Raw genomic sequence first — 13,438 nt, 5'->3', positions numbered from 1 at the left:
AACAATATTGCAGCGTTGCGCTGCTCAGCCCTGGCGATACTGGCCTGGGGTAACGCCCACATGGGCCTTGAACACCCGCTGGAAATGGCTCTGGTCAGCGAAACCCAGCTGATAGGCCACCTGCGCGAGCGGCTGCCCCTCTCCCAGCAGTTGGCGACCACGGTTAACCCGGGCGTTCAGCAAATAAGCATGGGGCGTGAAGCCGGTTGCTGCGCGGAACGCGCGAATCAGTTGGTAACGCCCCAGGTCTGCCTCCTGGGCCAGGGCGTCCAGGCTCAGCTGCGACGGCCCTTGTTCCTCAATCGTTGCCAGCAAGCGGTGAAGGGTTGGCGCCCCGAGGGACGGGGCGGGGGTGAGCGGGGCATACGCACGCACATCGATATCACACAGAAAGACAACCAAGGCCGCCTGTTTTTCGGCAGGTGTGGCCTGGGAAAACAGCAGCGTATTGAGCGCGGTGAACTGGCGGTACACCCCCGGCTCACGGCAGATACGTGCAGGCTCTGCGCTGCCGTACCCTGCAAGCCCCGCCTCCTCGCGCAAGGCGTCCAGCCACCCGGCGTCCACATGCAGCATCTGATAGCTCCACGCCTGCCCCGGGTCAGGGTTGCAGGCATGCACCCTGTGCGCCGGTACCATCACCAGCGTGCCGGGCCCAAGGCGCTCCTGGCCTTTGCCTGCCCCTTCGAAACGGCTGTGGCCAACGTCGACAGCCCCGATGGAGAAAGTAGGGTGGCTGTGGGGCTTGTAGCAGGCGCGGCTATGGCAGGCGCGGCGGCTTTCTACCTGCGGCAACGCCGGGTCGCGCCAGATGGCAGTGTGTGCACGGGGCATGGCGAAGTCCTCCTTTTGCGCAGCAGAGTAGCAGTTGGCGCGCATCAGTACAGTTGTCGTTGCTGGCTGTACCTTGACCTGAAAGCGGGGAGTGCGGCGCAATACCGGCGAAACCCAGAGGACAACAATAATGGACCTTGCAAGCCTCCTGCTTTTCATCCCTGCCTGCTTTGCGCTGAACATGGCGCCGGGGCCGAACAACCTGCTGTCTCTGCACAATGCCAGCCGCTATGGCTTGCGCACCGCCTGTGTAGCCGGGGGCGGCCGCTTGCTGGCGTTCAGCGCCATGATCGCGTTGGCTGCCATGGGCCTGGCGGTGGTACTGCATACCAGTGCGTACCTGTTCTGGGTAATCAAGGTGGCCGGGGCCGCTTACCTGTTCTACATCGCCTGGCAATTGTGGCGCGCGCCGGTCGGGCAGGTGGCAGAAGCGGCTGAGCTGCCGCGGGGGACCTGGCAGCTTGCACGGCAGGAGTTTCTGGTAGCAGCCGGCAACCCCAAGGCCATCCTGATCTTCACCGCCTTCCTGCCGCAATTCGTGTCGGTGGGCAGCACCACCCCGGTGAGCGAACAGTTCCTGTGGCTGGGGGTGTTGTTTCTGCTTCTGGAGTGGGTGGCCATAGCACTGTACGCGGGCTTGGGCACCTACCTGCAGCGCTGGTTCGCCCAGCCGCGCCCACGCCGGCTGTTCAACCGGGTGAGTGCGTCACTGCTGGGGTGCGCCGGTATCGGGCTGCTGGCCGCCCGCCGCTAGAATTGCCAGCGCACACCTAGGTTCACGCCGCTGGCTTGTTGCTGGCGGCTGTCCAGGTTGCTGGTGTACTGCACGCCGCCGTGCAGGCTCAAGGCCTGGTTGATTTGCGCCACCACGCCGCCTTCAACCTGCACCGAGGTGTAGCGGTAATCGGTCTTGATCTTGTCGGTATCGTCGAAAACCAGAGTGTCGCGCCCCCCGTCGCCATGCCACAGGTTCACCTGGGCATAGGGTTGCAGCAAGCGCCCGCTGCTGCCCTTGAACGCACCTTCGAGGCGCAGGCCAACCCGCCCGGTCAACTCGACTTGGGCATCATGGCTGACCCGCGCCACGCTATCGCTGGCCGTGTCGAGCTGTACCTTCTGCGCGATCAGCTGTGCCTGTGGCTCTAGGGTCCAGCGGTCGGAGAGGGCGATTGGGTAGCCGCTCTCCACCGAGCCTGTCCAGGCGTGGCCGTCGATATCCAGTGCGTCACCGCGATCAGAACGGGCCCGGCCATCGAGCCGGGTGTACTGGACTACAGCGTCTACGTAACCGCCTTGCGGCCCTACCAGCGTCCAGTAGGCACCCACGCTATCGCCGTCAAGCCTCAGGTCACCGACACGGCGGTCTTGCTGGGCCAGGGCGAAGCCTTTCACGTCTGCAGTCAACCGCGCGTGGCTCACGTACACGCCCACTTGCTGGCGGTAGCCACGCTCACTGACAGTGGCGTAAAGGTCTTGCCCTACCTTGAAGCCGTACAGGTCGCCATCCAGGTTTGGGTTGACCGTGCCGCTCCATTGCTGGCGCAGGGTGCCGCCATACGCCTGCCCCCAGGCGGCAGGCAGTGCCCCTTCGCCGCCCATCAGTTGCTGGTCGCCCTGACGTTGGTGGAAGGTGCCCAGCGCCTGGCGGGCGATGATGGCTGCGCCTCTTGGGGCAGCGGCATAAACCGGGACTTCAGGGCGGTAGAGTGGCAGGCTTTCAGTACCTTGAACCGGAGTAGGCAAGTCCGGCTGGCCGGGTGCAGGTGCCGCGACGGGAGGCGTAACGGGCGCCGCCACCGGGGGAGTGACGACCGGCGGTGTGCCGGGCTGCTCAGGCACCTCGGTGGGTGGGGAGGGCGGAGCGATAACAGGCGGTGCTACCAGCGCGGAGCGCAAGTACCAGCTGTTTTCGCTGCCGGCAGTTACCCCACCTTTGAACAACCGATAGTCGTAGGCGCCCGCCGAAAGCGTCTGGGTTTGCACGAAGGCGGTGGAGGTACTGGCAGTACCTTCGCGGGCCTCCACCACCTGAATGCCATTTTGCGCGGTGGCCGCACCAGCACCGCCGAGGTTGTTCACCAGCAATCGGGTCGAGCCATCGATGGCACCGCCGCTGACCACCAAGCGGTCAGAGGCGGCATTATCGCCGGCCAGCACACTGTTGATGCGCAGTACGCCATTCTCGCCGGTGTAGTTGCCTTGAATGATAAGGCGGCCCAGAGCATCGCTGCCCTCGGTAAGGTTGAGCGTGCCGGCGTTGCTCACCGTCGCGCGCTGCCCTGGGCCAAACGCTGTGATCACTCCCTGCCGGGATCTGAGGGTGCTGCTACTGTCGAGGTTAAGGCTGCCGGTGTTGCTGGTGGCATCACCCAGCACCAGCGTGTCATCCAGGTCGAGTGAACTGCTGTCGGTCAAGGCCACGCGTTCCCAATTCACGTAACTGGCCCCGCCCACGGCCTGGCTGCCATTGAACGTGAGGCTGTCGTTACCTTCGCCGCCGTCCAGCGTGATAACCAGTGCATCCGGCCCCAGCCCGGAAAGCAAGGCGGTGTCATCCCCAGGGCCTGCATCCACTTTGCCGCCGATGCGGCCGCCATCCCAGACGAAGCGGTCGTTGCCGGTGCTCAACAGCACGTCACCGCCCACTTCGCCACCATGGATAAGCACCTGGTCGTCACCCCCGCTGACACTGATATTGCCGCCAATGGTGCCCTCGAAGATTTCGATGTAGTCCGTATCGAATGCGGTGATGACGTTCCGGTCGACGCTGCCGCCGCGCATGATGAAGGTGTTCTTGTCCAGGCGCATGTTCACGTTGCCGATGCGCCCAGCATCCATCTCGGCATAGTCGCCACTGTCGAAGGTGCCCTTGATCCAGCCACCGTTCATGTAGAAGGTGTCCAGGCCGTCACCCTGGTTCAGGTTGCCTTCGATAACGCCGCCGCTCATGACGAAGTCATCGATGCCCGCACCTTGGTTGACGTTGCCGCCGATGCTGCCGGATGCCATGTCGATGCGATCGCGCCCTGGGCCGAAGCTGACGTCACCGGTGATGGCGCCGGTACCACCTGCGGGCAGCACCAGGCTGTTGTCACCCTCGGTGTCCACCAGCGCGTCGGCCGTGCCGCTGTCGCAGACGAAACTGTCGTTGCCGGGGCCAGGGGTGAAGGCACATGCGGCGTGGGCGGCGGGAAGCGCAGCACCCAGCAAAGGGAGTGAGCCAAGGGTGAGGATCAGGTGCAGGCGCATCGGCAAAGCCTCCAGAGATTGCCCGCGTGCCTTGACTACCGCGCAGGGTCAGGAGGTTTGTATACAAGCCGTCATCAGCGGCACAACTGGCAAAAATGCTAGGTGGCCAAATGCTATTGCGTTAGTCGCGGTAGAAGGTCTGCACCAGGTGGTAGCCGAACTTGCTCTTGATGGGCCCGTGCACCACCCGCAGCGGCTTCTTGAAAATGACCTGGTCAATGGCCCCGACCATTTGCCCGGGGCGAACCTCGCCAAGGTCGCCCCCGCGTTTGCCGGAAGGGCAGATCGAGCACTTTTTGGCGAGCACATCGAACGCTTCACCGTTGGCGATGCGCTGCTTGAGCTTCTCGGCTTCGTCAGCGGTCTTGACCAGGATATGGCGAGCTTGGGCTTTCATGATGTACCTGTGCGTGTAGCAGCAAAAAAGATTCATTATGCCCGACTGAACCGCCGCCAGTCATTGGGCCAACCAGCCCCCGTCCATGTTCCAGGCAGCGCCACGCACCTGGCTGCCGGCTTCGCTGCACAGAAACAGCACCAGCTCACCCAGGTGTTGCGGGGTAACGAAGGCCTGTGACGGTTGTTTTTCTACCAGCAGTTCGCGTTGTGCCTGCTGGGTGTCGACGCCGGCAGCGGCACGGGCGTCGATCTGCTGCTGCACCAGGGGCGTCAACACGAAGCCTGGGCAGATGGCGTTGCAGGTCACGTTACTGGTGGCCGTCTCCAGGCCTACCACTTTGGTCAGGCCAACCACGCCATGCTTGGCCGCCACGTAGGCGGCCTTGCCGGTCGAGCCCACCAGGCCATGCACCGACGCGATATTGACGATGCGCCCCCAGTCGCGTTCGCGCATGCCTGGCAGCACCAGGCGTGTACCGTGGAAAACCGCCGACAGGTTGAGGGCGATGATCTTGTCCCAGCTTTCCACCGGAAACTGCTCAACCGGGGCCACATGCTGGATGCCGGCATTGTTCACCAGGATGTCCACCGGGCCCAGTTGCCGTTCGGCAAAGGCCATCAGCGCCTCGATCTGCGCCACGTCGGCCAGGTCGGCCGCATGATGGACTACATCGACGCCGTGCCGGGCAATGCTGGCGATGGCCGCTGCGGGCTCGCCAAAGCCGTTGAGCACGATATTGGCCCCGGCCCGAGCCAGCACGTGCGCAATACCAAGCCCGATACCACTGGTAGAGCCGGTGACCAATGCGGTTTTGCCTGTGAGTGGCATAGCAGACTCCTTGGCAGCCCCTTGGGCGCTGCGTAAAAAAGACGACGGCCAGGCGCAGCTAACTTCTGGGGTCAAGTGCCTGGCGCAAGCCGTCACCGATGAACACCAGCAGCGACAGGATCACTGCCAGCGCAAAGAATGCAGTAAAGCCTAGCCAGGGGGCCTCGAGGTGCTGCTTGCCTTGCGTCACCAGTTCCCCCAGCGACGCGCTGCCTGCCGGCATGCCGAAGCCCAGAAAATCCAGGGCGGTGAGGGTGGTGATCGCACCGGTGAGCATGAAGGGAACGTAGGTAAGGGTGGCATTCAGTGCGTTGGGCAGGATGTGGCGCAACATCACCTGGCTGTCCGGCAGCCCCAACGCCCGTGCGGCCTTGACGTACTCCAGGTTGCGCCCGCGCAGGAACTCGGCGCGCACCACGTCTACCAGTGTCAGCCAGGAGAACAGCGCCATGATGCCCAGCAACCACCAGAAGTCAGGCTCGACGAAGCCACTGAGGATGATCAGCAGGTACAACACCGGTAGCCCTGACCACACCTCCAGCAACCGCTGGCCCAACAGGTCTACCCAGCCGCCGTAATAGCCCTGCAAGGCACCGGCTGCCAGCCCCACCAGCACACTGGCTGCCGTCAGCGCGAAGGCGAACAGCAGCGACACACGAGTGCCGTACAGCACCCGGGCCAGTACGTCGCGGCCCTGATCGTCGGTGCCCAGCCAGTTGCTGGCGCTCGGCGGGCTGGGCGTGGGCACTTGCAGGTCGTAGTTGGGTGTGTCAGCGCTGAAGGCAATGGGGGCGAACAGCATCCAGCCCCCTTGCTGGTCGATCAGCTGGCGCACGTAGGCACTGCGGTAGTCGGGCTGAAACGGCAACTGGCCCCCAAACTGCTGCTCGGTATAGCGCTTGAGTGCCGGCACGTACAGCTCGCCCTTGTAACCCAACAGCAGTGGCTTGTCGTTAGCCACCAGCTCTGCCAGCAGGCTGGTCAGCAGCAGGGCGGTGAACAGCCACAACGAAACCCAACCCAGGCGGTGGCGGCGAAAGCGCTGAAGGCGGCGGCGTAGCAGCGGCGACAGCATCAGTGCGCCCTCGCGTCAAAATCGATGCGCGGGTCCAGCAGGGTGTAGGCCAGGTCGCCCAACAGGCGGATCAACAGCCCCGCCAAAGTGAAGATGAACAAGGTGCCGAACACCACCGGGTAATCACGTGAAACCGCGGCTTCGTAGCTCATGCGGCCCAGCCCGTCGAGGGAGAAGATCACCTCGATGAGCAACGAGCCCGCGAAGAATACGGTAATCAATGCCTGCGGCAGCCCGGCCACCACCAGCAGCATGGCGTTGCGCAACACATGGCCATACAGCACGCGGTGCTCACTCAGCCCCTTGGCCCGCGCCGTAACCACGTACTGCCGGGAGATCTCGTCGAGAAAGGCGTTGCGGGTGAGCAGTGTCAGGGTGGCGAAACCGCCGATCACCAGCGCGCTGACGGGCAACACCAGGTGCCAGAAATAGTCGGCCACTTTGCCCAGCAGGCTGAGGTTGTCGAAGTTGTCCGACACCAGGCCCCGCACCGGGAACCAGGCAAGCGAGGTACCCCCCGCGAACAGTACGATCAACAACAGGGCGAACAGGAACGAGGGCAGGGCGTAGCCGATCACGATCAAGGCGCTGCTCCAGGTATCAAAGCGGCTGCCGTGACGCACTGCCTTGCGGATGCCCAGCGGGATTGATACCAGGTAGGTAATCAACGTGGCCCAGAAACCCAGGGACAAGGTCACCGGCAACTTCTGCACGATCAGGTCAGTCACCTTGGCGCCCCGGAAAAAGCTGTTGCCAAAGTCCAGCCGCGCATACTGGCTCAGCATCAGCCATAAACGCTCAGGTGCCGGTTTGTCGAAGCCGTACTGGTGTCTTATTTCTTCGATCAGCTTGGGGTCCAGGCCACGGGTGGCGCGGGAGCCGCCGCTCACCACCTCGGCACGGCCACCGGGTACACCACCGCCCAGCCCCTGCAGGCGAGCCACAGCCTGCTCCACTGGCCCACCCGGCGCCGCCTGGACGATGGCGAAGTTGACCAGCAGGATGGCCAGCAGCGTCGGCACGATCAGCAATAGCCGGCGCAGGATGTAGGTGGTCACGGTGTCGCCCTCAGCCGCTCGGCCATCTGCGCATTGGTAAGGGGTGTGGGGCTGACCTCCCACCAGGTGTCCAGCCCCTCGTCATAGGTTGCCTGAACCTTGGGCAGGCCAAAACGGTTCCACCAGGCGGTTGAACTGCCTGGCGGGTAGTAGTTGGGGATCCAGTAGTGGTTCCATTGCAACACACGGTCAAGCGCGTGGGCGTGCCGCACCATGTCGGCCTCAGTAGCGGCACGCACCAGGCCATCGATCAGGTGGTCCACGGCAGGGTCCTGCAACGCCATGAGGTTATTCGAGCCCGGGTCGTGGGCGGCAGCAGAGCCGAAATAGCTGTAGAGCTCAGCGCCGGGTGACAGGCTGACCGGGTAACCGGTCACGATCATGTCGTAGTCACGGGCCATCAGCCGGTTGACGTACTGGGCCGCATCCACGTTGCGGATGTTCAGGGTGATGCCGATCTGCGCCAGGTTGCGCTTCCACGGCAGCAGCAGGCGCTCCAGGCCTGCCTGGCCATTGAGAAAGGTGAATGCCAGGGGCACGCCCTGCGCATTCACCAGGTGGTCGCCCTGCGGGGTCCAGCCTGCCTGCCCGAGCAGCTTCAAGGCTTGCAACTGCTGGCTGCGGACGATGCCACTGGCGTCGGTCACTGGGGCGGTGAAGACCGTGGTAAACACCTCGTCAGGTACCTGCCCCCGCAGGGGAGCCAGCAGTTTCAGCTCATCGGCGTCGGGCAGTTGCGTGGCGGCCAAGGGGGTATTGGAGAAGAAGCTCTGCTGGCGGATGTACAGGTTGCGCATCATCTGCCGGTTGCTCCATTCGAAGTCCCACAGCATGCCCAGTGCCTGACGTACCCGGCGGTCACGGAACTGCGGTTGGTCAAGGTTGAACACGAACCCCTGGGCGACCTGAGGTTTGGCGGGGCCCAAATGGGCACGCTGCAGGCGGCCGTCCTCCAGTTGGGCGCCGTTGTAGCCCAGGGTGTAGGCAGTGGCGGAGAACTCCCGGTTGTAGTCGTAACCGCCACCCTTGAGCACCTGGCGGGCCACTTCGGTGTCACCGAAATACTCGATGCGCAACTGGTCGAAGTTGTAGCGCCCCCGGTTGACCGGCAGGTCGCGGGCCCACCAGGCGGGGTCCCGTTCGAAGGTGATACTGCGCCCGTTGTCGATGCGACCGACACGGTAGGGCCCACTGCCCACGGGCTTTTCGAAGCCGGCGCCACTGGCGAAGTCGCGGGCCTGCCAGTCATGGGCTGGCAGTACCGGCAGGCTGGCCAGGTCCAGGGGCAGGGTACGGCCATGATCGGGCTGCAAATCAAAACGCACCAAGCGCGGCCCTTCGACCGTAACGCCGGTGACCGCGGCGAACTGTGTGCGGTACTTGAGGCTGCCCTTGCTCATGAGCAGATTGAAGGTGAAGCGTACGTCTTCGGCGCGTACGGGTTTACCGTCCGCGAAGGTGGCGCGAGGGTCGATCTCGAAGCGCAGCCAGGCGTCAGCGGGGCCGCGTTCCATGCGCCGGGCGATCAGGCCATAAACGGTATAGGGTTCATCGAAGGCGCGGACGGCGAGTGGCGCATACAGCCAGCCATCGACTTCGCTCACGCCGGTGCCTTTGTCGATGTACGGCAGGATATGGTCGAATTGCCCGATCTCGATGGCAGAACGCCGCAAGCTGCCGCCTTTGGGGGCTTCCGGGTTCACGTAGTCAAAATGCTGGAAGCTTTCGCCGTAACGCGGTGGTTCGCCATAAACGGTAAGGGCATGGCTGGGTGCGGCCTGCGCTGCAAGGCTTGCGCACAACAGCAGCAGGACCCCCAGAAAAAGCAAAAGCGGGTTTGCCCCAGAACAAGCCTGTATACGCAACGAGGTTGCAGACACAGGCCTGGCCTTGGGCAAACCCGCTTTCACCGGGCACATGATCAGCGCCTGGCGATCAGTCCTGGCGGCTGGTCACTTCCAGCAGGTGGTAGCCGAACTGGGTCTTGACCGGACCCTGCACGGTATTGACCGGAGCGCTGAACACGACGGTGTCGAATTCCTTGACCATCTGCCCCGGGCCGAACGAACCCAGGTCACCGCCCTGACGGCTGGATGGGCAGGTGGAGTTGGCTTTGGCGATTTCGGCGAAGTCGGCACCGCCTTCGATCTGGGCCTTGAGTTCGTTGCACTTTTCTTCGCTGCTGACCAGGATGTGGCGGGCGGTTGCACGGGCCATGGGTACTGCTCCTCGGGGTAAAAAACGCAAGCCTAGCGCACTTGTCCGGGCTGTGTCTCGCAAGCCTTGCCCGTTGTTTCACGAAGTTGCTGTGCGGCCTGTTGCAACAGGGTTTCGGTGCACGCCCAGCCAAGGCAGGCGTCGGTGACCGACACGCCGTATTTCAGCGCACCCTTGCCCAGTGCCTGGCAGCCGTCGAACAGGTGCCCCTCGATCATCATGCCGATCAGCGAATGGTCGCCTGCCAGGCGTTGCTGCAGCACATCGTTGAACACGGCCGGCTGGCGTGACGGGTCCTTGCCGCTGTTGGCATGGCTGCAGTCGACCATGATGCGTGCCGCCAGCCCGGCCTTCGCCAGCCCCTGACGGGCCAGGGCGATACTGTGGGCATCGTAGTTGGGGCCTTGATGGCCGCCGCGCAGCACCAGGTGGGTATGCGCATTGCCCAACGTCTCGATGATCGCGGGGTAGCCTTGAGCGTCCATGCCGAAGTGGCGGTGAGGGTGCGCAGCGCTGCGCATGGCATCGGTTGCGATAGCAACGCCGCCATCGGTGCCGTTCTTGAAGCCCACAGGCAGTTCCAACCCGCTGACCATTTCCCGGTGCACCTGCGATTCGGTAGTGCGCGCACCAATGGCTGCCCACGCCAGCACATCCTCGAAATAGCCGGCGGCCATGGGTTGCAGCAACTCGGTGGCCACCGGTAGCCCGCGTTCGATCATGCTCAGCATCAACCCGCGAGACAGCGCGATACCGGCGTGCATGTCATCGCTGCCATCGAGGTGCGGGTCGTAGGCCAGGCCTTTCCAGCCCACTGTGGTGCGGGGTTTTTCTACGTACGCACGCATTACCAGCAGCAGTTGGTCGCCCACCTGGCGGCTGAGGTTGGCCAGCCGGTCGGCGTATTCGAGCGCTGCGCGAGGGTCATGCAGGGAGCAGGGCCCGACGATCACCAGCAGGCGCTGATCATGGCCTTCCAGGATATCGCCGATGGCTTGGCGGTGGGCCTGGACTTGCTGGGCGAGGGTGTTGGCCAGCGGCATTTGCTGTTTGAGCAGGTGCGGGCTGGGCAGGCGCTTGCTGACGGTGGTATTGGCGGCGTGTGGCTGGGTCAGGGCGAGGCTGGTGGCTTGCATGGTGTAGGTTCCTTTGGGCGGACGGCGCGCGCGCCGTCGGCCCTATCGAGGTGTTCGACAGATCGTTGATAGGTTGTTGGCTGTAGCGACGCCACCTGTGCAGGACCGGTCGGAGGCGGCAGGCTGGCCCGAACGGGTATGGCTAAATCGCCAGGCGTAGGTGCAAGCGCGGTAATAGGTGACGTAGGTCATGGGGTTGTCCTGTGTGAATCGCTGATTTAAAAGGGCCTGAAAAGCAAAACCCCCGGTCGGGAAGCCGACCGGGGGTTGAGTGTTCTCATGTTCGGCGGCCCCTCGAAGGTGGGCGCCGTATGGGTATCGGCGCCTAGTGGCTAAACCAATACCCAAAGTAATAGCTGGCAGGTGCGACACAGCCGGCAACAGCCAGCACAGGGCGCAGGGTGCGGCCCATGGGGTTGGCGTGATTGCAGGTAGATGATGGCATGTTGCGCTCCAGTGAATGAGCCCGAGCTTACTTCAGGTGGCGCGGCTGATTCAATGGATAAATGCTATGGCCGTGATCAGTTGTAGAAATGCCAGTCACGATCACGGCCTGCACAAGGTTAGTGGCTGTCTTGATCTTCAGCGGTACCGCCGCTGGCGCCTGCACCAGACCCCGTGGCTTCACCGGTGCTGTTGGAGCCACCACTGGCGCCGTCATGCACGCCGGCGTTGCTGCTGTCGTTGTCGCGGCTGCTGCCGGGGGTGTTGACGCTGCTGCCTTCACCGGCGGTTTTACCACCGGATTGATCGGTTTTCGGGTGCATGTCGGTATTGGTGCTTTCGGTCGCGGCGTAGCTGGTACCGGCCAGGGTGGCCAGGGCGAAGGCGACGGACAGCGAGAGGCTACGGATGCGGATCATGGCAAAGCTCCTGTGCGGATGATCTGTCCTTGCTTGGGCAGGGCTGCGCACAGGAGGTGCCACTTGGGCGACGGATGGTCGTGGAAGGCGGGGCCGGCTTGCGGCCCCTAGTGCATCAGCGGGCGTCGCTGGGGGCAGCCTCGGCGGGCTCCAGCGGTGGGTGCTCCTGGGCGGCGTGCATGAGGTCTTCGGTGACACGCAGCTCGGCGCCGGTAGGCGAGAAGGTGGTCGAGGCCGTGAACGGGGCAGGATGCTCGGCGGCTGGCCGTTTGCCACGGCGCCACAGGAAAAACGCCACCATGAACAGGTTGACCACGGCAAAGGCCCAGAACAGGCCGGCTTCGCCAAATTCGGTCATCATCGGCGAAATCGCCACCGGTGCCATGGCCGAGCCCAGCGAGTTGATCAGCAGCAGGCCCTGGATCATGGGTACCAGCGCATCAGACGGCGCGCGGTCGGCGGCGTGGCTGACCGCCACCGGGTACAGGGTGAACACCCCGCCACCCAACAGGAACAACATGGCCGGCAGCAGGAACGAGTCCGACGGGAGGAACACCGTGACCAGCGCCAGCACTACGCACAGCCCTGCCAGGGCAATCAGTACATCCTGGCGATCCTTGCGGTCGGACCAGCGCCCGACGGGGTACTGCAGCAACATTGCACCCAGGATCACCCAGGCCATCATGTTGCCGACCTCGCCCACCTCCAGGCCGATGCGTTGCAGGTACAGCGGCAGCAGGGTGTAGATGCCTGCAATGGCCACGCCAGAGCCAAAACAGCCGACCAACCCGGAGGGCGCGACACCCAGCAGCTGCCGCGGTTTGAGCGGTTCCACCTGGTCCAACAGCGGCGATACCCGAGGCAGGATCACGATAGGCAGCACCGACAGGGCAGTCAGCACCCCCGCCAGCATGAACGGTGCGCTGTCACCCAGGCGGGTGATTTCGCCAAGCCCCGCCTGGGCCAGCACGCCCGCCCCGTAGAACGCGATCATGTACAAGGCCAGCAGGCGGCCGCGGATCTTGGCGTCACCGGCCAGCAGCAGCCAGCTTTCAATCACCAGAAACACGCCCACGGCCGCCCAGCCGTTGATCAGGCGCAACACCGACCACCAGGTGACATCGTAGAACAGGCCCTGCAGCAGGATGGTCGCGCCGATCAGCGAGGCGAAGCTGGTATAGGCGCGGATGTGGCCAATGCGCAGGATCAGCCGGTCGTTGAAGATGGCGCCCAGGGTCAGGCCGATGAAGTAGGTGGACGACACAATACCGATGGTGGTGGCGGACTCGCCGGCATCGCCCAGCCGCAGGGTGGTCAGGGAAGACATGAAGCCGTTGCCCAGGGCAATGATGAACAGCCCGAGCAGGGGCGCCAGCGCCATGGCCAGCAAACGCGGAGACATAGGTACCTCAGGTTGGATAAGCGGAATGTATGCCTTTGCGGACGCGCGCACGGTCTGGCCCGAAAGGGGGCGAGGGCTGCACGGATGGGACCTGGGCAAGACTCAACCGCTTGGCCATCAGGGAGAAGGCTGGGCGGGGAGGGTTGAGCCTATTTCACATGTGCGTTCATGTGGTCAGGCACGGACTCGGTCTTTGCTGCCGGTTGCCACCGTTCAAGGCGACGGGCGAAAAGGAAGCGCGATTCTACGGGCTTGCGCGGTTTTGCCCAAGGGGCCAGGGCCTGCGACGAGATGCCGCAGGCTGGGTTGGGCACGTCAATGTCTTGGGCAGGCATCCGCCGGCCGTTAACGGGCCGCCGATAACCTGCCGGGCTGC

At 64.0% G+C, this 13,438-nt stretch carries 12 protein-coding genes; 1 reads left to right on the top strand and 11 read right to left on the bottom strand.

Features of this window, described 5'->3' with window-relative positions; translation table 11 throughout:
* Positions 1-24 precede the first annotated feature (24 nt).
* The gene (locus tag IAE38_RS01215; protein WP_201215388.1) at positions 25-834 is read right to left on the bottom strand and encodes a helix-turn-helix domain-containing protein; all 810 of its coding nucleotides are present in this window, start codon (positions 832-834) and stop codon (positions 25-27) included.
* Positions 835-964: 130 nt separating this feature from the next.
* Here IAE38_RS01215 and IAE38_RS01210 point away from each other — a divergent pair, with 130 nt between their 5' ends.
* Positions 965-1,588, top strand: a complete 624-nt coding sequence (locus IAE38_RS01210; protein WP_201163477.1) for a LysE family translocator — start codon at positions 965-967, stop codon at positions 1,586-1,588.
* On the opposite strand, the gene IAE38_RS01205 is transcribed toward IAE38_RS01210, so the two are convergent.
* The 10 genes from IAE38_RS01205 to IAE38_RS01160 all read right to left on the bottom strand — a co-directional run bounded on the left by IAE38_RS01205 (position 1,585) and on the right by IAE38_RS01160 (position 13,062).
* Complete coding sequence (locus IAE38_RS01205) at positions 1,585-4,083, bottom strand: autotransporter family protein (RefSeq protein WP_201215386.1); 2,499 nt, start codon at positions 4,081-4,083, stop codon at positions 1,585-1,587. The two genes, IAE38_RS01210 and IAE38_RS01205, sit on opposite strands and share 4 nt — an antisense overlap.
* Before the next feature lie 121 nt (positions 4,084-4,204).
* Positions 4,205-4,480, bottom strand: a complete 276-nt coding sequence (locus tag IAE38_RS01200; RefSeq protein ID WP_201163475.1) for a peptidylprolyl isomerase — start codon at positions 4,478-4,480, stop codon at positions 4,205-4,207.
* Between the two features lie 60 nt (positions 4,481-4,540).
* On the bottom strand, positions 4,541-5,311 hold the full coding sequence (hbdH, locus tag IAE38_RS01195) for a 3-hydroxybutyrate dehydrogenase (protein WP_201215384.1): 771 nt from the start codon (positions 5,309-5,311) through the stop codon (positions 4,541-4,543).
* 58 nt (positions 5,312-5,369) lie between these two features.
* Positions 5,370-6,386 (bottom strand): ABC transporter permease, encoded by a 1,017-nt coding sequence (locus tag IAE38_RS01190; protein WP_201215382.1) that lies wholly within the window; start codon positions 6,384-6,386, stop codon positions 5,370-5,372.
* On the bottom strand, positions 6,386-7,444 hold the full coding sequence (locus IAE38_RS01185) for a microcin C ABC transporter permease YejB (protein ID WP_201215380.1): 1,059 nt from the start codon (positions 7,442-7,444) through the stop codon (positions 6,386-6,388). The genes IAE38_RS01190 and IAE38_RS01185 overlap by 1 nt, the downstream gene beginning before the upstream one ends.
* Positions 7,441-9,369: an extracellular solute-binding protein gene (locus tag IAE38_RS01180; protein WP_236403283.1), complete on the bottom strand. Its 1,929-nt coding sequence runs from the start codon at positions 9,367-9,369 to the stop codon at positions 7,441-7,443. Before IAE38_RS01180 ends, IAE38_RS01185 begins: the two co-directional genes overlap by 4 nt.
* Before the next feature lie 10 nt (positions 9,370-9,379).
* Positions 9,380-9,661, bottom strand: coding sequence for a peptidylprolyl isomerase (locus IAE38_RS01175; protein ID WP_060481974.1), 282 nt, complete (start codon positions 9,659-9,661; stop codon positions 9,380-9,382).
* 32 nt (positions 9,662-9,693) lie between these two features.
* Positions 9,694-10,797: a 3-deoxy-7-phosphoheptulonate synthase gene (locus IAE38_RS01170; protein WP_201215376.1), complete on the bottom strand. Its 1,104-nt coding sequence runs from the start codon at positions 10,795-10,797 to the stop codon at positions 9,694-9,696.
* 563 nt (positions 10,798-11,360) lie between these two features.
* Positions 11,361-11,660, bottom strand: coding sequence for a hypothetical protein (locus tag IAE38_RS01165; protein WP_201215374.1), 300 nt, complete (start codon positions 11,658-11,660; stop codon positions 11,361-11,363).
* Positions 11,661-11,775: 115 nt separating this feature from the next.
* Complete coding sequence (locus IAE38_RS01160) at positions 11,776-13,062, bottom strand: MFS transporter (RefSeq protein ID WP_201215372.1); 1,287 nt, start codon at positions 13,060-13,062, stop codon at positions 11,776-11,778.
* Between the last annotated feature and the right edge of the window lie 376 nt (positions 13,063-13,438).

It is taken from the genome of Pseudomonas sp. S32 (assembly GCF_016648095.1).
Classification (GTDB): domain Bacteria; phylum Pseudomonadota; class Gammaproteobacteria; order Pseudomonadales; family Pseudomonadaceae; genus Aquipseudomonas; species Aquipseudomonas parafulva.
Note: the sequence above shows the minus strand (reverse complement) of the source record. Positions and strands in the feature narration are given on the sequence as shown.